At 63.6% G+C, this 19,313-nt stretch carries 16 protein-coding genes; 9 read left to right on the top strand and 7 right to left on the bottom strand.

Features of this window, described 5'->3' with window-relative positions; genetic code table 11:
- Positions 1–118 precede the first annotated feature (118 nt).
- Positions 119–814 carry an FMN-binding negative transcriptional regulator gene (locus BN2475_RS24725; protein WP_094782108.1) on the bottom strand — a complete coding sequence of 232 codons (696 nt, stop codon included), beginning with the start codon at positions 812–814 and terminating at the stop codon, positions 119–121.
- 376 nt (positions 815–1,190) lie between these two features.
- Here BN2475_RS24725 and BN2475_RS24720 point away from each other — a divergent pair, with 376 nt between their 5' ends.
- Positions 1,191–2,627, top strand: coding sequence for a DUF1254 domain-containing protein (locus BN2475_RS24720; protein WP_094782107.1), 1,437 nt, complete (start codon positions 1,191–1,193; stop codon positions 2,625–2,627).
- Between the two features lie 304 nt (positions 2,628–2,931).
- Complete coding sequence (locus tag BN2475_RS24715) at positions 2,932–6,732, top strand: DUF748 domain-containing protein (protein WP_094782106.1); 3,801 nt, start codon at positions 2,932–2,934, stop codon at positions 6,730–6,732.
- A 130-nt stretch (positions 6,733–6,862) separates the two neighbouring features.
- Here the strand turns inward: BN2475_RS24715 and pdxR are convergent, their stop codons facing one another.
- Positions 6,863–8,419, bottom strand: a complete 1,557-nt coding sequence (gene pdxR / locus BN2475_RS24710) for a MocR-like pyridoxine biosynthesis transcription factor PdxR (protein ID WP_094782105.1) — start codon at positions 8,417–8,419, stop codon at positions 6,863–6,865.
- A gap of 129 nt (positions 8,420–8,548) precedes the next feature.
- Here pdxR and BN2475_RS24705 point away from each other — a divergent pair, with 129 nt between their 5' ends.
- The 7 genes from BN2475_RS24705 to BN2475_RS24675 all read left to right on the top strand — a co-directional run bounded on the left by BN2475_RS24705 (position 8,549) and on the right by BN2475_RS24675 (position 15,396).
- On the top strand, positions 8,549–9,646 hold the full coding sequence (locus tag BN2475_RS24705; RefSeq protein ID WP_094782104.1) for an ABC transporter ATP-binding protein: 1,098 nt from the start codon (positions 8,549–8,551) through the stop codon (positions 9,644–9,646).
- Positions 9,647–9,751: 105 nt separating this feature from the next.
- Positions 9,752–10,801, top strand: coding sequence for an ABC transporter substrate-binding protein (locus tag BN2475_RS24700; protein ID WP_094782103.1), 1,050 nt, complete (start codon positions 9,752–9,754; stop codon positions 10,799–10,801).
- Positions 10,802–11,353: 552 nt separating this feature from the next.
- The gene (locus tag BN2475_RS24695) at positions 11,354–12,622 is read left to right on the top strand and encodes an ABC transporter permease (RefSeq protein WP_174642036.1); all 1,269 of its coding nucleotides are present in this window, start codon (positions 11,354–11,356) and stop codon (positions 12,620–12,622) included.
- A 15-nt stretch (positions 12,623–12,637) separates the two neighbouring features.
- Positions 12,638–13,477 (top strand): ABC transporter permease, encoded by an 840-nt coding sequence (locus tag BN2475_RS24690; protein WP_094782101.1) that lies wholly within the window; start codon positions 12,638–12,640, stop codon positions 13,475–13,477.
- A 157-nt stretch (positions 13,478–13,634) separates the two neighbouring features.
- Positions 13,635–14,294: a hypothetical protein gene (locus BN2475_RS24685; protein ID WP_245841564.1), complete on the top strand. Its 660-nt coding sequence runs from the start codon at positions 13,635–13,637 to the stop codon at positions 14,292–14,294.
- A gap of 66 nt (positions 14,295–14,360) precedes the next feature.
- Positions 14,361–15,005: a response regulator transcription factor gene (locus BN2475_RS24680; protein ID WP_094782135.1), complete on the top strand. Its 645-nt coding sequence runs from the start codon at positions 14,361–14,363 to the stop codon at positions 15,003–15,005.
- A gap of 16 nt (positions 15,006–15,021) precedes the next feature.
- Positions 15,022–15,396, top strand: coding sequence for an Hpt domain-containing protein (locus tag BN2475_RS24675; RefSeq protein WP_094782100.1), 375 nt, complete (start codon positions 15,022–15,024; stop codon positions 15,394–15,396).
- Between the two features lie 30 nt (positions 15,397–15,426).
- Here BN2475_RS24675 and BN2475_RS24670 read toward each other — a convergent pair whose 3' ends face one another.
- From BN2475_RS24670 to BN2475_RS24645, 5 genes are all read right to left on the bottom strand, one after another.
- Positions 15,427–16,215 (bottom strand): lytic transglycosylase domain-containing protein, encoded by a 789-nt coding sequence (locus tag BN2475_RS24670; protein ID WP_245841563.1) that lies wholly within the window; start codon positions 16,213–16,215, stop codon positions 15,427–15,429.
- A gap of 194 nt (positions 16,216–16,409) precedes the next feature.
- Complete coding sequence (locus BN2475_RS24660) at positions 16,410–17,153, bottom strand: TadE family protein (protein WP_094782133.1); 744 nt, start codon at positions 17,151–17,153, stop codon at positions 16,410–16,412.
- 71 nt (positions 17,154–17,224) lie between these two features.
- A complete protein-coding gene (locus BN2475_RS24655; protein WP_094782099.1) occupies positions 17,225–17,575 on the bottom strand; it encodes a DUF192 domain-containing protein in 351 nt (116 codons plus the stop codon).
- On the bottom strand, positions 17,572–18,453 hold the full coding sequence (locus BN2475_RS24650) for a type II secretion system F family protein (RefSeq protein ID WP_094782098.1): 882 nt from the start codon (positions 18,451–18,453) through the stop codon (positions 17,572–17,574). Before BN2475_RS24650 ends, BN2475_RS24655 begins: the two co-directional genes overlap by 4 nt.
- A gap of 3 nt (positions 18,454–18,456) precedes the next feature.
- On the bottom strand, positions 18,457–19,305 hold the full coding sequence (locus BN2475_RS24645) for a type II secretion system F family protein (RefSeq protein WP_094782097.1): 849 nt from the start codon (positions 19,303–19,305) through the stop codon (positions 18,457–18,459).
- Between the last annotated feature and the right edge of the window lie 8 nt (positions 19,306–19,313).

Genomic DNA, 19,313 nt, shown 5'->3' with positions numbered 1-19,313 from the left:
TCATGCATACAGTATCGACCTTCCCATGACGGGAAGGTCAACAACGATGATGCGGCGACGGCGTGGCGCGTAAGTGTGGCGCGTGAGGCGAGCCGCCCACCCGCGCGAAACCGTCCGCTCAGAGAGCGGGCGGCGCGTCGAGCATGGCCTGGCCGACGGCCCGCTGTTGCTCGCCGGCGCGCGCCAGCAGCGTTTCGGCCGCGCCGCGCCGGTCGGCGGCGGCCTTGTTCTGACCGAGCTTCCATTTGCCGACGAGACGCGTCACCTCGATCTCGATTCCGACGATCGCGCCGAGCATCTGCGTGATGAAGTCGGCGGGCGCGTCGCTCATCTTCCACGGCACCGGCTCGCCGGCTTCCATCTTGCGCGTGAGCCGTGCGACCAGGCCACGCACGAACGACTCGTCGTCGCGCACGACGATCCGGCCATGCGCGTGCACCACCATGTAGTTATAGGTCGGCACCTGCCGATGCGCTTCATGCTTGCTCGGATACCAGCTCGGCGAGATGTAGGCGGCCGGGCCCTGGAAGATCACGAGCGCGTCGGGATGCGTGGCGGCTTCTTGCCAGACCGGATTGGCGCGCGCCACGTGGGCGCGGAGAATACAGCGGGTGTGAGCGGGGGACGCGGGATTGTCCCCTGCGGGGACCAGCTGTGCGTCGCCCCCTGCGGGGACTAGCTGCGCGTCGAATGGCAAATGGTTCGCGTCGAGCCCGTTCGGGCCGTTCGTAATCAGCGTGCCGAACGGCTGCTCGGCGATCAGGCGGTGGAGAACCTCTGGACGGTTCTCTTCGAAATGGGCGGGCATATACATCGGGGCGCTCCGGATACGAAAGGACGAAACAGGACGAAACGGGACGAACAAGGACGAAGAAGGGCGCAAAGGACCGCAAAGGACCGAAAGAGCTAATCGGCGTCGCCCAACCTGCAAGGTTGACACATATCGTACGAGCCGGCGGGTGCGCCAAAAATTGCCACCCCTTCGGAGAACGGTCCACGTGCATACCACGCCCGGATCGCCTGGCGCAATTCATGCCTTTGCGCTTGCCTGGTGAGCAAGGATACGATACAACCGACTGTTGTCGGCATCGCGGATCGCGGACTGGCTGCGCTGGGTTCTGGGAGACCACGCACGCAGAGATCGCAACGCACCGGCATCCCCTGGACCGCACGTTCCGCTTTCTGAACGAATGATAAAAAATCGCCGAGAACCGTTTTCGATTCACTGGGCCTGCGCATCGTTCGCCGGCCTCGCACTTCTGGCCGGTTGTGCGTCGAACCCGTCCGCAACGCAAAAGACTACCGGCTGGATCGGCGATGAAGTCGCCGACTCATACGTATTCGGCTATCCGCTGGTGCTGATGGGCGTCGCGTGCGACGCGGCGCTCGGCACCGGTCCGGGCCAGGCGCCCATCAATACGCTGCGCCACGCGCAGGCGTTGCCGCCGATCGGCGCGTCCAATCCGTCGCAGCCCAGCCTCGACACACTCGACTCGACCGGCTGGCTCGACGTCGGCAGCGAGCCGGTGATCATTGCGCTACCCGACTCGCACGGCCGCTATGTCGATGCTCGCGTGCTCGATATGTGGACCAACGTCGTGTGGTCGACCAGCTCGCAGTTCGCGACCAACGCGAGGGGCATCAAGGCGCAAAGCATCGCGTTCGTCGGCCCGGGCTGGCAGGGCGAGCTGCCCAAGGGCGTGAAGCGCGTCGACGTGCCGACCCGCAATGCGTGGGTGAGCGTGCGCATCCAGTCGAACGGCGCACGCGACCTGGCAGCGGTGCGCAAGCTGCAACGCGCGATTCGCGTCGCACCGCTGAGCGTCTACGCGGCTGATGCGTCCGGGGCGTCGATGACGCCGCCGCGCGGCAATGCCGCCGATATCGCGATCGGCACGAGCAGCGGGAATGGCACGAGCGGCACGCCGGCCGCGCAGGTTGCCGCGCTCGACGCGACCGGCTTCTTCACCCGTCTCGCGGACGCCTTGCCTGACAATCCGCCGACACCGGCCGATCCCCATGCGCTGAAATTTCTCGCGGACCTCGGGGTAACGCCGGGCGAGCCGGTGAAGCTGCCAAGCACGCCCGATGCCATCGCGGCGGGTCTCGCCGAGGGGCACGACCGCGTGGTCACGCCGCCGTCCAATCTGCTGAGCGCCAATGGCTGGAGCTGGTTCGGCGAAGGCGTGGGCAACTACGGCCCCGACTACTCATTGCGCGCGTATGCCGCGAGTGCGCAGCTGGGCATCGGCACCAAGGACGACGAAGTGCGCGCGGTCGTCTCGCAGGACAGCGACGGCCATGCGCTGCACGGCGCGAACCGCTACGTGATTCACTTTGCGTCGAACCAGTTGCCGCCGGTGCGCGGCTTCTGGTCGATCACCGCCTATACCAAAGATGGCGCGTTGAGCGAAAGTGCCCCAGCCCGTCTCGCAGTCAGCGATCGCAACGGCGCGCGCCGCAATCGCGACGGCTCGCTTGATGTGATCGTGTCATCCACGCGTGTCAAGAACGGCAACTGGCTGCCGGCGCCGCGCGCCGATCTGCAACTGGTGCTGCGTCTCTACGCACCGAAGCCGCAAGCCACCGACGGCAGCTGGCAACCGCCGGCTGTTGTGCGTCAATGAAGTGCGTCAATGATGTGTGTCAATGATGTGTGTCAATGATGTGTGTCAATGATGTGTGTCAATGAAATACGTCAACGAAGCGTGGCTACGCAATGCGTCAGTGATATGACAGCTACGCACGCATGACGCATCAAACGTCGCGTGTCCGGCGCTCCGCCGCGACGGACATGTGACGCAATCGCGCGGCTCGGATGGTCGAGCCGCGACTGACATTCCTATCCGCTGTCACGTTCACGACTTATACTGCCGTTTGCGGGATTTTCGTTTTCGCGGCGGGCTTGCCGCCGCATTACCCAAACCGAGCATGGCAAGCCTCAATAAAGCATCACTCGCTTCTTCCATGAAGACCGTGCGCGAGGTCGCGCAGTCACGTCGCACGCGACGTGTTCTCGTAGGTCTGCTGATCTTTTTCGTAGTAATCGGTCTGCTCGGCTTTTTCGCGGCGCCGCCGCTGATTCGCCACATTGCCGAGCAACAGCTCAGCAAGCAGCTCGATCGCCCCGCCACGATCGGCCGCATTGCGCTCAATCCCTACACGCTCAGATTCGAAGCCAATAACGTGCATATCGGCGAGCGCGGCGGCGCGGGCGATTTCGTGGATATTTCGCGGCTCATCGTGCAGCCGTCATGGACTTCGCTGTTTCGCGGCGCGCCGATCGTCAACAAGGTACAGGTGGACTCGCCGCGTTTTCATCTCGTTCGCTACGATGCGCAGCGCTTCAATTTCACCGACCTGATCGACAAGTTCGCCAAACAGCCTGCCAAGCCCGATAACAAGCCGACGCTGTTCTCCGTATCGAACATTCGCCTCGAAAACGGCCGGATCACGTTCGACGACAAACTGCTCGGCGCGACTCACGTGATCGATCAATGGAAGCTCGGCATTCCGTTCATCGCCACGCTGCCTTCGAAAACCGACATCTTCGTCGAGCCGTTGCTGCGTGCGCGCATCGACGGCAGTCCGCTCGCGATCGACGGCAAGACCAAGCCGTTCGCGGCGTCGCGCGAGTCGGAAGTGTCGCTGCGCTTCGACGGGCTCGACGTGCCGCGCCTCGTGTCCTACGTGCCGACGAAACTGCCGGTGATCGTGCAGTCCGGCAAGCTGTCCACCGATCTCAAGCTCAACTTCGTGATGTCCAACGACACGCCCTCGTTGCGCGTGACGGGCACCGTCGACATGAACGACGTGGACTTGCAGGATCAGGGCAAGGCGCCATTCTTCGCAGCCCGCGCGTTGCACGTGGCCGCTGCGACGCTCGAGCCGCTGAAGAGCCTCTATCACTTCGATGAAATCCGTATCGACGCGCCGAGCGCCAATCTCGCACGCGACAAGGACGGTGTACTAAGCGTCGAGCGGATGTTGGCGTCGACACCCGCGGCGCCTGACGCGGAGGCGTCCGCGAAGGCTGCGGAAAAGCCTGCGCAAAAGCCTGCGGCGAGCGCGCCGGCCGCGGCATCCGGCGCACCGGCCAAGGCCACCGACAAGGCCACCGACAAGGCCACCGCCCCTATGGACCTGTCGATCAAACGCTTCGTGCTCGACGACGGCACCGTCAATGTCCACGACGACGCAGCCTCGCGGCCGGTCGATCTCGGCCTGCAAAAACTCGCGGTCACGCTGAATGATTTTTCGACGCTCGCCACCGCGCCCGCACGCTACACGCTGAACACCGAGCTTCGCGACGGCGGCGGTTCACTTGGTGCCGAGGGCACGCTCGGCCTCGCGGCGAAGACCGCGAGCGCCAAGCTCGATCTGAAGTCGTTGAATCTGTCGCGGCTGCAGCCTTATCTCGACACCACGACGGCGGCGCAGGTGGTGGACGGCGCGCTTTCCGCGACGACCAATATCGATGCGAACTGGTCGAAATCGCCAGCGGCCGTGATGGTCGCCGATACGCAACTCGATCTGCAATCGCTGAAGCTGGCCGCGCCTGGCGCCAGGGAGCCGGTGGTCTCGCTCGCGCAAGGCAGCGTGACGGTCAAGCAGGTGGACGTGGCCGCGCGAATGGCCGATGTCACCAGCGTCGCCACGACCGGTCTCGCACTCGACGCGCAGCGTCTGAAAGACGGCAGCATCAACCTCGCGTCGCTCGCCGGTCCGCACCAGACCGAGCAGAAGCGCACCGCGATCCGCGCGGTCAAGCAGGCCCACGCCGAAGGGCCCGCGTGGCACTACAAGATCGGCGAGCTGACGCTGAAGGACGCGACCGTCAACGTCACGGACAACACCACGCCGCATCCGGTGAAGCTGAGCATCACGCCGCTGCAACTGAAGGTGCAGCAGATCAGCGACGACCTCAGCCGGCCGCTGCCGGTCGATCTGCAAGCCACGCTGAACAAGAAAGGCACGCTCGGCATAAAGGGCGACGTCACGGCGACGCCGCTCAAGGTGGCCGTCAAGGTGAACGCGAACCGGCTCGACGCGGCGGCCTTCGAACCGTACTTCGGCAGCGCGCTGAATGCGGTGGTCGCGAGCGCGCTGCTCAACGCGAACGGCGATCTCGCGGTGACGCAGGCGAAGTCGTTGCAGGCGAGTTACCGCGGCGACATGGCGCTGGTCGACGTGCGCATGCTCGACAAGGCAACCTCGGACCCGTTCGCCAGCTGGGGCTCGCTCGCGCTGTCGAACCTGAAGGCCAATTACGACGAGCACGGCACGTCGGTGGACGCGGGCCGCGTCACGTTCACGAAGTTCTACGGGCGCGTGCTGCTAGACGCGCAAGGCAAGCTCAATCTGAGAGACGTGGTCGCGCATGAAAGCGGCGCGGCGCAATCGCTGACGCGCGAGAAGAGCGGCGCCGAGCCCATACCGCTGACACCGCCCGCGGCATCGGCGGCGGCAGCCGCTGCCGCGTCGGCGCCGGTCTCGTCGGCCACGCCCGCCACCGTCACGGCCGCTACGCCGCCGCAGAGCCCGGTCAAGCTGCACTTCGGGCAACTGGTGCTGCAGCAGGGCCGTGTCACTTACACGGACAACTTCATCAAGCCGAATTACACCGCCAATCTGGTCGGCATCCAGGGCACGGTCGGCGCGTTCGGCACGCAGTCGACCACCCCCGCGCCGGTCGATGTCGCCGCGAAGCTGGCGGCCAACGGTCCGCTGTCGATTCGCGGCACGGTCAATCCGCTCATCGCGCAACCATCGCTCGATCTGACCGGGATCGCGCATGACATCGAATTGACCAACCTCGCGCCGTATTCGGTGAAATATGTCGGTTATCCGATCATCAAGGGCAAGCTGAATGTCGACGTGCACTACAAGCTCGAAAACAATCAGTTGACCGCCAACAACCACCTGTTCATCTCTCAGCTCACGTTCGGCGACCGCGTCGAAAACGATACGGCGACCAAACTGCCGGTGCGTTTCGCGATCTCGCTCCTGAAAAACTCGCGCGGCGAAATCGATGTGAATCTACCGGTGTCCGGTTCGCTGTCGAATCCCGAGTTCAGTATCGGCGGCCTGATCTGGCATGCGGTGCTCAATCTGCTGGAAAAGGCGGTGACCGCGCCGTTCACGCTGATCGCGCACGCGTTCGGCGGCAGCGGCGAGGAACTGGGCTATGTGGAGTTCGAGCCGGGTTTGGCGAAGCTCACGGACGCCGACACCCAAAAGCTCGATACGATCGTCAAGGCGCTGGCCGACAAGCCGTCGGTCCGCATCGACCTGATTGGCCGCGTCGATCCCGCAATCGACGAGCCGGCGTTGCGCACCCAGTATGTCGAGCGCCTCGTCAAGCAGCAGAAGATCAAGGACGTGGTGGGCAACGGCGAGAGCGTCGATGTGTCGACCGTCACAGTCGATCAGAAAGACTACGACAAGTATCTGAGCAAGGCCTACAAGTCCGCCGACTTCAAGAAGCCGCGCAACTTCATCGGCCTGACCAAGAGCCTGCCGGACGACGACATGAAGAGCGCGCTTGCCGCCAACGCGCCGATCGACGACGCCAGCTTGCGCCAGCTCGCGCAACAGCGGGCGCAGAGCGTGCAGCAGTACCTGGAGGGCAAGATCGACAGCAGCCGCGTATTCATCGTAGCGCCGAAGCTGAACGCGGACGGCATCAAGGACAAGGGCGCGACCACGCGCGTGGATTTCGGCCTGAAGTGACGGCGGTGCGCGGCTGGTGACGCCGCGCGCCCGAGGCCACGTGCGCTACATGTGCTACATGCGCCACATGCGCGACATTCGCCACAAGCGGTACGTGCCTCATGCCCCACGTGCGCGCTATGCGAGCGGATCAGGCGGCGCGCGTCGGCGTCTTCAACGCGGTCTGCTCGATCACACGCGCGAGCGTCTCGAACGCCGGGCCAATCCTGTCGTTCGGCACGCACGCATAGCCGAGCAGCAGGCCGCGCCGCGGCGGCGGATCGGTGGTGTAATAGCTGGCAAGCGGCCGCACGATCACGCCGGCTTCAGAAGCGGCGACCGTCACCGCGCGATCGTTCGCGTGATCCGGCAGGCCGAGCACGAGGTGCAGGCCGGCCTCGTCGCCCATCACCGGTAGTTCGCTGCCGAACCGCGCGGTGATCGCGTCGATCAGAATCTGCCGGCGTTCGCCGTATAGCGCACGCATGCGGCGAACGTGCGAGGTCAGATGGCCGTCCATGATGAACTCGGTCATCACCGCCTGCTGCATCAACTGGCCTTCCCGATACAACTCCGCGAGCCCGGTGCGAAACGTATCCACCAGATGCTCAGGCGCGATCATGTAGCCCATCCGCAGGCCGGGAAACAGCATCTTTCCCAGGCTGCCCACGTAGATCACCTGACCGGCGTCGTCGAGCCCTTGCAGCGAAGCGAGCGGGCGGCTGCCGTAGCGGAACTCGCTGTCGTAGTCGTCCTCGATGATCCAGACGTTGTGCTGACGCGCGTATTCGAGCAGCGTGCGGCGGCGCGCGAGGCTCATCACCATGCCGAGCGGATATTGGTGCGACGGCGTGACGAGCGCGAGCCGCGGCGGCTGTTGCAGATCCTGCTCGCGCGGATTCAGGCCTTCGTCGTCCACCGGCACCGGCACCAGCGTGACCCCGGACGATTGCAGCACGCTGCGCACGCCCCAGTAGCACGGCTCCTCGACCCATGCGCGGTCGCCGACGTCGGTCAGCAAACGCACCGCCAGATCGATCGATTGATGGATGCCCGTGGTGATGATGATCTGGTCCGGCGTGCAATTCACCGAGCGCGCCACCCGCAGGTAGTCCGACAGCGCCCGCCGCAACGGCCGGTAACCGCCGCCGGGCGCATAGGTGAGCAGATCGGGATTGGCTTCCTTCCATAAGCGCGCCTGCAGGCGGCTCCACGTGCGCGCCGGGAATTCGGCGACGTCGGGCACGCCCGGCATGAACGCGCCCCATTGCTTGGCGGACACGCCGGCCTGGCCGATCAGGCGCCGTCCGCGAGTCGACAGGTCGCCCAGATCGCGTTTGGGCGGCTGCGGAATGCGGGTGGCCGACTGCCCGTGCGAGTCGGCAGCCGCGACCGCCACGACCGCCGGCTTCCTGCGCGTGTTCATCGCGGCCGTATCCGGCCGTGTGTCGGCGACATACGTGCCGCTACCGGTGGTCGAGATGACGTAGCCTTCGGCGGTCAACTGGTCGTAGACATGCAGCACCGTATTGCGCGCGATGCCGAGGTCCTGGGCGAGCGTGCGCGAGCTGGGCAGCTTGGTGCCCGGCGGCAGCTGGCCGGTCAGGATGGCCTGCTGCATCAGCCGCAGCGTCTGCCGGTAGACCGGTTCGGCGGCCCCGCGGTCGAGCCTCGCGGCGAGCCAGTCCGATAAAATGACGGTGTCCAAGTGGTTCTATCCGGAATAATGAAATGGCTCCATATTGTAGAACCGTAACGGTCTATAGTGAGCCACGCAATTGATGCAATCCCGCTGTCACATAGCGGGCGCTTGCCAGACCGCAGAGGAGACGAGGGCATGAAAACCGATGACGTGATCGTCAGCTTTCGAGGCGTACGCAAGACGTACGACGGCGAAACGCTGGTCGTCAAACAACTCGATCTGGATATCTATCAGGGCGAATTCCTGACGCTGCTCGGGCCGTCCGGCTCAGGTAAAACCACCTGCCTGATGATGCTGGCCGGCTTCGAATTCCCCACCGGCGGCGAGATCTGGCTCGACGGCACGCTGCTCAATACGGTGCCGCCGCATAAGCGCAACATCGGCATGGTGTTTCAGAACTACGCGCTGTTCCCGCATCTGACGGTCGAGCAGAACGTCGCGTATCCGTTGACCGTGCGCAAGTCATCGGCGCAGGAGCGTGCGCATCGCACCAACAACGCGCTGAAGATGGTGCGCATGGAGAGCTTCGCAAAGCGCTATCCGGCGCAACTGTCGGGCGGCCAGCAGCAGCGTATCGCGCTGGCGCGGGCGCTGGTGTTCGAACCGAAGCTGGTGCTGATGGACGAGCCGCTCGGCGCACTGGACAAGCAGTTGCGCGAGCACATGCAGTATGAACTTAAATCATTGCACGAGAAGCTCGGCGTCACATTCGTGTATGTCACGCACGACCAGGGCGAGGCGCTGACCATGTCCGACCGGGTCGCGGTGTTCGACAAAGGCATCGTGCAGCAACTCGACACCGTCGATCGGCTCTACGAATCGCCGTGCAACGAGTTCGTCGCGAACTTCATCGGCGATAGCAACAGGCTGCGCGGCACGATCGCGAATGTCGAAGGCGAGTATTGCGAGTTTCATCTGATTGACGGCACGCGCCTGACGGGCCGAAATATCGGCGGCGCGCGTGCGGGCTCGCCAGCGGTCGCGTGCATCCGGCCCGAGCGTATGAAGCTCGCGAACGGTCTCGCGCGGCCCGGCGCGAATGCGCTCACCGGCGAGGCGCGCGGACTGATCTATTTCGGCGACCACGTGCGCATGCGCTGTGGTGTGCCGCAGCAGGACGAGTGCTTCGTCAAGGTGCCACTCGGTACCGATGCGCTCGATACCTTTGCGCCCGGCGCGCCGGTCGCACTGGAGTTCGCACCCGATCATCTGCGGGTGTTCGCAGGGGCGTGATGGCGTCGCGCGCGCGTGGATTCGACGCAGGCAACTCAAACTAGCAGCACATAACAAGTCGCACTAATTAGATTGCAGTACACCACCAAAGGAGAGCAACACACCATGAGCAAGATCGGGAAATCGCGCTGTGCCATCGCTGTCGGTGCTGTCGCGCTTGCGCTGGGCGCCGCGCAGGTCAATGCCGCGGAACTGACGGTCGTCAATTTCGGCGGTGCGAATGGGGACGCGCAAAAGGCCGCATTCAACCAGCCGTTCGAATCGCAAACCGGCGCCAAGGTGACGGCCGTCGAATACAACGGCGAGCAGGCCAAAGTGAAGGCAATGGTCGAAGCCAAGCACGTGAACTGGGACGTGGTGGAAGTGGAGTCGGGCGATATCGGCCGTGGCTGCGACGAAGGGCTGTACGAGAAGCTCGACTGGTCGAAGATCGGCAAGAAGTCGGATCTGATTCCTGAAGCTCCGCAAGCTTGCGGCGTCGGCTTTTTCGTGTGGTCGACGGCGCTCGCGTATAACGCCGACAAGCTCAAGACCGCGCCGACCGGCTGGGCCGACTTCTGGGACGTCAAGAAGATTCCGGGCAAGCGTGCGATGCGCAAGGGCGCACGCTACAACCTCGAATTCGCGCTGATGGCCGACGGCGTGCCACCGAAGGACGTCTACAAAGTACTTGCCACCAAGGAAGGTCAGGACCGCGCGTTCAAGAAGCTCGACCAGCTGAAGCCGAACATTCAGTGGTGGGAAGCGGGCGCGCAGCCGCCGCAGTTTCTCGTCGCCGGCGACGTGGTGATGTCCACCGCGTACAACGGCCGGATCGACGCCGCGCAGCGGGAAGGCAAGAACCTCAAGGTGGTGTGGAACGGCAGCATCTACGACCTCGATTACTGGGCGATTCCGAAGGGCTCGCCGAACAAGGCGCTGGCCGAGCAGTACATCGCCTATTCGCTGTCGCCGAAGCCGCAGCAGGAGTACGCGCACCATATCGCGTATGGTCCGGTGAACGTGACGGCGATCAAGTCGCTCGACGCCAAGACGCTCGCGGATCTGCCTAATTCACCGGCCAACGGCAAGAACGCGGTGCTGCAGAACCTGTCGTTCTGGACCGACCATGGCGATGAACTGGAGCAGCGTTTTTCGTCGTGGGCTTCGAAGTAATCGGCGGGGAGTGGGAAGGCGCGGCTTTGCCGTTGGCAGGGCCGCGCCGGATCGATGCAATGAAGCGCGCGCATGTCCGAAGCTGGGCGCGCGTGCGCTGATGCAGAGGATTGCTGTGCATGGGACTGGAGTAAGTGCTAAAGCGCCAACTGCGGCCGACCGCTGAGGGCCTAGAGTAAGCGCTGAAGCGCTAACTCCAGTCAAACCTCAGCATGGGACCTGAGTAAGCGCTAAAGCGCCAACTGCGGCCGACCGCTGAGGGCCTGGAGTAAGCGCTGAAGCGCTAACTCCAGTCAGACCTCAGCATGGGACCTGAGTAAGCGCTAAAGCGCTAACTGCGGCCGACCGCTGAGGGCCTGGAGTAAGCGCTGAAGCGCTAACTCCAGTCAGACCTCAGCATGGGACCTGAGTAAGCGCTAAAGCGCTAACTGCGGTCGACCGCTGAGGGCCTGGAGTAAGCGCTGAAGCGCTAACTCCAGTCAGACCTCAGCATGGGACCGCAGTAGGCGCTGAAGCGCCAACTGCGGTCGACAGGAGACAGGTGTGACCACGATGACCATCGCCGCCGATTCAACGCCTGAATCAACTGGCAAACTCAAACGCGAACTGAAGGCCGCGGAATCCAGAAAGCGGGCCATGGCCTTGCTGCTGATCGCGCCGCTCGCGATTTTTCTGCTGCTGATCTTCGTCGTGCCGATCGGTGCACTGTTGACGCGCGCCGCGCAAAACCCCGAAGTCGCCAACGCCTTGCCGCATACGCTGAGCGCATTGCGCGGCTGGGATCGCAAAACGCCGCCGTCAGATGCCGCGTATGTCGCGCTCGCCACCGACCTCACCGCGATCGCCGATAGCGACGGTATGGGCGCGCTGGCGCGGCGCCTGAACGTCGAAATTCCCGGCTATCGCTCGCTGGTCGCGAAATCGGCGCGCGCCATGCCGTTCGCCGACGACAACAACAAGCCCCTGCAACTGACACCCGCTCAGCTCCGTGCGAAGTTCATCGATCTGGACGAGCGCTGGAACGATATCGCGTACTGGCAGGCCATCGCGAAGAACGCCAACACGTTGTCGCCGTTCTATCTGCTCGCTTCGCTCGATCACAAACAGGACGCGTTCGGCCGCATCGTGCCCACCGATCCCGATCAACAGATTTATCTGAAGGTGTTCAGCCGCACCTTCGTGATCGGCGCGGCAGTGACTTTGTTCACGCTGCTGCTCGGCTATCCGCTCGCCTACTGGATTTCGACGCTGTCCGAGCGCCGCGCGAATCTGGTGATGATCCTCGTGCTGATCCCGTTCTGGACCTCGATCCTCGTGCGCGTGGCGGCGTGGATCGTGATTCTGCAAAGCGAAGGGTTGGTGAACAAGGCGTTGATCGCGAGCGGGCTGCTGAACGATCCGCTCGCGCTGCTGTTCAACCGCACCGGCGTATACATTTCGATGACGCACATCCTGCTGCCGTTCATGATCCTGCCGCTGTATAGCGTGATGAAGTCGATTCCGCCCACCTATCAGCGTGCCGCGATCTCGCTCGGCAGCCATCCGTTCGCCGCATTCTGGCGCGTGTACGTGCCGCAGACTTATCCGGGCGTCGGCGCGGGCGCACTGCTGGTGTTCATTCTGGCGATCGGCTACTACATCACGCCGGCGCTGCTGGGCGGTCCGAACGATCAGATGGTCAGCTACTACGTCGCGTACTTCACCAACGTGACGATCAACTGGGGCATGGCGTGCGCACTCGGCGGCTTGCTGCTGGCGGCCACACTCGTGCTGTACGTGATTTACGGACGCTTCACGCGTTCTTCATTGAGCCTGGGCTGAACGGAGCGAACCGCGATGAAACTTGCCAAGCCTCTGTTCGCGCCGCATACGTCGGTTGTCGAACGCACGTGGTATTTCGCGCTGCGCGTGCTGGTCGTGCTGACGCTGCTGTACCTGATCCTGCCCGTGCTGGCGATCGTGCCACTGTCGTTCTCGTCGAGCACATTCCTCGTTTATCCGATCCCTGGCTGGTCGCTGCGCTGGTATCAGAATCTTGTCGCGTCCAGCGAGTGGCGCATGGCCGCGAAGAACAGCTTCATCGTCGCGCCATCGGCGACGGTGGTGGCGACCGTGCTCGGCACGCTGGCGGCAATCGGGCTGACCAAGGCGAACTTCCGCGGCAAGGGAGTGCTGATGGCGATCCTGATCTCGCCGATGATCGTGCCGGTCGTGGTGGTCGGCGTCGGCATGTATCTGTTCTTCGCACCGCTTGGACTCGCCAATACCTATATCGGTCTGATCCTCGCGCATGCATCGCTCGGCGTGCCGTTCGTCGTGACGACGGTGGCGGCCACGTTGCAGGGCTTCAATCACAACCTGGTGCGCGCCAGTTTGTCGCTGGGTGCGAATCCGGTGAAGACGTTTTTCCGCATCACGTTGCCGGTGATTGCGCCGGGTGTGATTTCGGGCGCGCTGTTCGCGTTCGCCACGTCATTCGACGAAGTGGTGGTGACGCTATTCCTCGCGGGCGCGGATCAGACCACCCTGCCACGGCAAATGTTCACGGGCATCCGCGAAAACATCAGCCCAACCATCGCCGCGCTGGCAACGATCCTGATCGTGTTCTCGACGTGTCTGCTGCTGGCGCTCGAGTGGCTACGCGGGCGCAATGCCGCGCGTGCGGTCAGGGCTTGAGCAAGATACGCGTCGAGAGGTGACGGCCGGCTCCTGTCCGGCATCGCGACGGTCATTTTCTCTGACGCGATTCTAAGATTCTTCCCATTTCCCATGGGACTGCGTGTCTGCATACTCTGAGCCTTCTTTAGAGGGATGCGCTCGGCGCAGACAGGCAATGAAACTTCAGCTAGCGACGCTTGCGTGCGCGTTGGCCCTGACCGGCTGCGCGGACCATGTCGCGCGTGAACGACTCGGCATCGAAGATGCGAGCGTGCTGAAAACCGGCTTCGGCGCGATCCAGGACGAAGCGGCGGGCGCGGCCAACCCGCAATGGGTCGACACCTACGCGTCGATCAAAAACAGTCGCGCCACGTTGGCATTGCTGCAGGCGCGGCTCGAGCAGATGCCGGGCGACAAGACCAACTATTTTCACGCGAAGGCTCAATGCTGGATCGATGCCGCCCGAGAGGCGCGAGCGGCGCATGACGACTGGGGCTTCGTCGAGGAAGCGATCGGCCAGGCGGCCATGATCACGCTGAGCCTCGAGCGCGGCACGCCCGTCTCCGCCGCGAATCCCGCGCTACGCACCGTGTCCACGGTGCGCCCTGATCTGTGGGAGATCGTCAACACCATCAAGGCCGACTCCGCCGTGGTTCGCTGCCCGCAGGCGCAGCCGCCGCTGGCGTGCGCGGAAGTCGAACTGATGCAAGCCGGGCATGACGCTTGGATGCGTGGTTTTTCCAACGCCGAGAAGCGCTTGCCGGAGGTTCAGCAGAACTTGCGCACGTCGGCGGAAATAGCGCAGCAATGCAAGGACGCGTTGCGTACGGCTTGACGTATCTGCAAATTGCGGATGGCAAGAGTCGGTGCGGTGGAAATGGTTTCAAGGGGAATGGAGAACATGTCGACTATTCTGGTTATCGATGATCACCCGGCATTCCGGATGGTCATCAAGATGCAGCTGATGCAATTGCTGGGTATCGAAGAAGTGATCGAGGCCGACAACGGACAGACCGCCGTCGAAATGACCCGGCAACACATGCCGAAACTCGCGATATTGGATCTGGACATTCCGCGCATCAGCGGGCTCGACGTGATTCCGCGTCTGAAGCTCGTCCATCCGTCGATTCGCGTGCTGGTGCTGTCGGGGCACGACCCTGCCACGTTCGCGCCGCGTGCGATGCGCTCCGGCGTGCACGGTTTTGTCGGTAAATCGCAGGACATGAAGGAGATCATGCGCGGCGTGGAGGCCGTGCTGGCCGGCTACACCGTGTTCCCGGTGACGGCCAGTGGGAGCGGCATTGCGCCCACGGTCGGCGCTGGCGGCGATGACGAGGAGCGGGTGAGGCTGCTGTCGGACAAGGAACTGGTGATTCTCCAGATGCTCTCGAAGGGCATGTCGAACAAGGCGATCGGCGACGCGCTGTTTATCAGCAACAAGACCGTCAGCAGTCACAAGACTCGCATCATGCACAAGCTCGGCGCGAAGTCGCTGGTGGAGCTGGTCGATCTGGCGCGGCGTTGCCGGATCGCTTCGGCGCAATGAAGCAAGGCCGTCCGTGATGAACCATCCAATGCCTTCGCACGACCCGCATTCGCTGCGCGCAAGAGCCCTCGAACTGGCTGGTGACGATCGCACCGTTGCCAGACGTCTGCTCGAAATGATTGCCGCAACCAACCGAAGCACGCTCGCGTCGTTGCAGGCCAGTGCCGCGGCGTCGTCATGGAACGAGGTTGCGAACGCGGCGCACCGGATCGCTGGATCGGCGCGTCTGCTCGCATGCGGCGAAATGATCGTGTTGCTCACCGAACTCGAAGCGGTTGCACGCGAGCCGGAGCATGCCGCGGCGGGCGAGCTTCTGCTGCTCGTCGCCGACGCACTCGCGCAACTGGATGGAGCGATCGCGGCGGCAGTGGGCGGCTTCGTTCAGCGCTGAACGAAGCGCGGGCCGTTGCCGGCCTCGCGACTAGTCTGCGGTTGCGGAGCGAACTACCAGCCAGCGCCCGCGAGCATTCGCTGGCAACTCTCGTACCGAAGCTCGGTTCATCGAAGACATCGCGGCGCGATACCAGGCATATCGTGCAATGACTTTGGGCACGTAGCCCATCGTTTCCGCATACGGTGGTATCTGTCCGCCATACTTTTGCACGGCGCCTTCACCGGCGTTGTAGGCCGCGAGCACGAGCGGAAGGTCGCCGAACTGACGCATGAGTTCTCTTAGATAACGCGCACCGGCAACGATGTTCTGGCGCGGGTCGAACAGATTGGATGCACCGTGGCGCTCGCCGGTGCCGGGCATCAACTGCATCAGGCCGGTCGCGCCTTTGGGCGACACCGCTTGCGGATCGCCGGCGGATTCCACGTCGATCACGGCCATCAGCAACGCGCTATCCACATCGGCGACGTGCGCAGCCTCGTCGACGATCGGCGAGAGCGCCATGACGCGGGCGGCGACTGACGCGGACGTTTGCCGGATAGCAGCGGTCAATCGTGAACTGCCAGGCTGTAGCACGACCGAGCGTCGGCCGGCGTCGTCAGGAATCGCGCTGATTTCCGCCGAGGCCATGCGCAATGGTGACGCTGCGGCGGTGTCGGCGTCGTCAGTCATGCCGCCGATCATCATGACGACGCTTGCCGTGTGGCGTGCGTGTGCAGTGACGGCGTCGGCTGCAAGAGCGCGCACCGGCAGGCATGCGATTGCGGCGAGCAGGCCGGCGAGCAGCAGTGACTTGACCAACCCACGCGACCCAAACACCCTCCGATCCGCGAATGCCGCGAATGCCGCGAATGCCGCGAATGCCGCGAATGCCGCAAACGCCGCAAACGCCGCGAACGCCGCGAACGCCGCTAATGCCGCTAATGTCGCGAACGCTTCACACCGCACCTCGCGCCACCGCTTCGCCACCTTCACGCGCCATGCTAACCACCCGTTCCTCACCCGATGCGCCATCAATTGCCCGTCGGGTTCGGCGAGTCGTTCAACGCCGAGAGTCTGAGCGGCGACTGCATGCGCACCATCGCTTCCGAATCCAGCGAGATGGGCCAGCGCCCCGTCGCGATGCCATCCTTGAGTCGCGTCTTGCAAAGATCGTCGCCGTTCTTCGGGGCGCCATAAGGGTCCTGGATCAGGTTGACCGGCTCACGCGTCAGGATGCCGCTCGTGCCGATGCTGCCGATCACGTTGGCCGCGTAGTAAATCACCTTGTTGGCGAGCGGCACGTACATGTCATAGCAGTAGTGCACGTGAATCTTCAGCAGGTTCGCGTCCTGGATGTTCATGCTAGAGCTCGCGCCAGCCGGGACAGACGAATCGCGATACATCAGCGAGTCGTTGGGGACTTCCGTGTAAGTGGCGGCCTCGTCCGCGTAATAGCGAGGCTGCGCGTAATCGCGAATAGCCGCTGCAGTGGGATTGAGGACCGTGATGGTGCTGAAACGGGTGGCATCGGTTTGCGCTTTCGCGAGCGCTTCGGCGAAACCGTCGACATTCGCCTGACGTGCGTAAAGCGGTGCGAGCCCACGTGCGAGGCCATTGCGCATCGCCTGCATCGAGCCGTTGTTGACCGCGCCTTCGCGGGCGGCCTCCAGCACCGCGACATCCAATGTCGACTTCGCCTGATACAGCAGCACGAACTGCAGCGTGCCGAAGCAGACGAACAGCAACACCGGCGCGATGACGATGAACTCTGCCATCGACTGACCCGTCTGGCGCAGCCTGCGCGCGCCACGCGCCGATGTCCGCCTCGATCTGAAACGTGCAAGGTTCACGAAGCCACCTCGAAAACGAGTGAATCGCCAACGGCTAATCCATGTCGACGCGCTCCACTAGCCGGCATTTCCAGCGTTCGAGTCGCGCGAAGGTTGAACAACATGCGCCGCCTCGGCACATCGTGATGAATCGCGACGACGCGCTGGTGGCGGTCGAGAAACACCACGTCGATCGCGAAGCGCATGCCGAACGTATGCACCGACCCGCAGCGATCGAGCAGCAGCGCTTCGCCAGACGGCAGATGGTCGCGGCCGAGCAGACCGCGCAGCCGTTCCCGCGCGGTTTCCGTGATCGACACCGCGATACCGGTCTCGTGTCCGCGAACTTGAAGGTGCGCCGGCTTCACAGCAAGCCCGCCTGCACGAACTTCATCGCAATCGGGAAGCCCAGCACGATAAACGTGACCGGAAAAATGAACACCAGCAGCGGAAAGATCAGTTTCACCGGCGCTTCCATGGCCTGCTTCTCCGCGCGCTGGAAGCGCTCGGAGCGGCGCTGTTCTGACTGGAAGCGCAATGACTTCGCGAGACCCGAGCCCATCCGTTCGGCCTGCACGATAGCGCCCACCAGATTCGTCACTTCCTTGATGCGCAGACGGTCGTCGAAACGTCGCAGCGCTTCCGTGCGGTTCAATCCGGACTTGAGGTCGCGCAGCACGTGCTCCAACTCCCAGTTCAACGGACCAGGCGGCCCTTTTTCGACGGCCTTCAGAATCGCACCGTTGATGTTCAGACCGGCTTCGACTGCGAGCGTCAGGAAGTCGAGATAGAGCGGCAAATGCTTGAGGATGCGTGCAACGCGGCGGCGCCGTACGTCGCGTGTCCAGATGCGCGGATAGAAGTAGCCGAGGATACCCGCGCCGATCAGCACGAGGATCGAAAAGAGGCCGAGCGCGAGCATCGGCAGGAGCGCGACGAGCGCGGCCATGAACGCGGCGATGATCGATAGCGCGAGGAACTGCCGCGCGTTCATCAGGAACGTGAGCGATGTCAGGCGCAGTTGCAGATCGGTTCTCTCGACCAGCTTCGCGCTGAACCGGTCGCCGAAATGGTGGACCACGAAATTGACGAGCGGCCACAGCGGCCGCAATGACCTCGGCAGCGGGTCGAGGAAGAGGCGATCTTCTGGCGGCACGGCGCCGGCCAGACCGCTGATCGACTTGTAGCCGACACCGGCAATCACGATCACGCTGATACTGACGACAAAAGCAATGAAGAGCAACATAGGTCACACGTCGATATGGGTGATCTTCTTGATGAAGACGTAGCCGAGCAACTCCATCACGCCGATGACCGCAAGCGTGGCCCAGCCTACCGGTTCCTTGAATAATGGCGCCATCGCCTCGGGTTCCATGCGGCGCAGCACGAGCATCAGAACGAGCGGTAGACAGGTCATCACGATGCCTTGCATGCGGCCTTGCGACGTCAGCGCCCTGATCTTGCCTTCCATCTGCAGCTTTTCGCGCAGCGTGCGCGCGACCGACTCCAGCGACTCGGCGAGATTGCCGCCGACTTCACGCGCAATCGTGACTGCCGCCGTCATCATCAGAAAGTCAGGGATCGGAATGCGCTTTTCGACATTGCGCATCGCAATGTCCAGATCGATGCCGAGGCGGATCTCCCGCATCAACAGATCGAACTCCTGCGCAATCGGCGCGGCAGTCTCCTGCACCACGGCCTCGAGCGCGCAGGGGAAGCTCGCGCCCGCACGCAGCGCGCCCGACATCATCAGCAGCGCGTCGGGCAGTTGCGTTTCGAGCGTTTCAATGCGCTTCTGGCGCATCCGCACGAGATAGCGCCTCGGCACGGCCATCGCAAGCGCTATGGAAGCGAGCGCGATCGGCAGGCTGCGAGTCAACAGAAAGACCGCGACCGGCAGGCCGATCATGGCGACCACGCTCCACGCAGCGGCCTTTTGCCGGTTCACGAAAACGAAGGCGTCGGCGAGCGAGGACTCGATTTCGCTCGCCATTTGCCGGGTGCCGGCTCTGAGCGTGGACGTACCCATGCGCGTGATCAGGAAGATCAACGCGAGGCAGCCGAAGAACACGAGCGTGAGGATAACGGCGAGACTCATGGTTGGCC

This window comes from Paraburkholderia ribeironis (assembly GCF_900019265.1).
Classification (GTDB): Bacteria; Pseudomonadota; Gammaproteobacteria; order Burkholderiales; family Burkholderiaceae; genus Paraburkholderia; species Paraburkholderia ribeironis.
The sequence above is the reverse complement of the archived record's forward strand: the minus strand, read 5'-3'. Positions and strand labels throughout refer to the sequence as shown.

What these genes read in the sequence shown, in the direction of transcription:
- BN2475_RS24725 (WP_094782108.1), bottom strand. Translation starts at nt 814, where the DNA reads ATGTATATGCCCGCCCATTTCGAAGAGAACCGTCCAGAGGTTCTCCAC.
- BN2475_RS24720 (WP_094782107.1), top strand. Translation starts at nt 1,191, where the DNA reads ATGATAAAAAATCGCCGAGAACCGTTTTCGATTCACTGGGCCTGCGCA.
- BN2475_RS24715 (WP_094782106.1), top strand. Translation starts at nt 2,932, where the DNA reads ATGGCAAGCCTCAATAAAGCATCACTCGCTTCTTCCATGAAGACCGTG.
- BN2475_RS24705 (WP_094782104.1), top strand. Translation starts at nt 8,549, where the DNA reads ATGAAAACCGATGACGTGATCGTCAGCTTTCGAGGCGTACGCAAGACG.
- BN2475_RS24700 (WP_094782103.1), top strand. Translation starts at nt 9,752, where the DNA reads ATGAGCAAGATCGGGAAATCGCGCTGTGCCATCGCTGTCGGTGCTGTC.
- BN2475_RS24695 (WP_174642036.1), top strand. Translation starts at nt 11,354, where the DNA reads ATGACCATCGCCGCCGATTCAACGCCTGAATCAACTGGCAAACTCAAA.
- BN2475_RS24690 (WP_094782101.1), top strand. Translation starts at nt 12,638, where the DNA reads ATGAAACTTGCCAAGCCTCTGTTCGCGCCGCATACGTCGGTTGTCGAA.
- BN2475_RS24685 (WP_245841564.1), top strand. Translation starts at nt 13,635, where the DNA reads ATGAAACTTCAGCTAGCGACGCTTGCGTGCGCGTTGGCCCTGACCGGC.
- BN2475_RS24680 (WP_094782135.1), top strand. Translation starts at nt 14,361, where the DNA reads ATGTCGACTATTCTGGTTATCGATGATCACCCGGCATTCCGGATGGTC.
- BN2475_RS24675 (WP_094782100.1), top strand. Translation starts at nt 15,022, where the DNA reads ATGAACCATCCAATGCCTTCGCACGACCCGCATTCGCTGCGCGCAAGA.
- BN2475_RS24660 (WP_094782133.1), bottom strand. Translation starts at nt 17,153, where the DNA reads ATGGCAGAGTTCATCGTCATCGCGCCGGTGTTGCTGTTCGTCTGCTTC.
- BN2475_RS24650 (WP_094782098.1), bottom strand. Translation starts at nt 18,453, where the DNA reads ATGTTGCTCTTCATTGCTTTTGTCGTCAGTATCAGCGTGATCGTGATT.
- BN2475_RS24645 (WP_094782097.1), bottom strand. Translation starts at nt 19,305, where the DNA reads ATGAGTCTCGCCGTTATCCTCACGCTCGTGTTCTTCGGCTGCCTCGCG.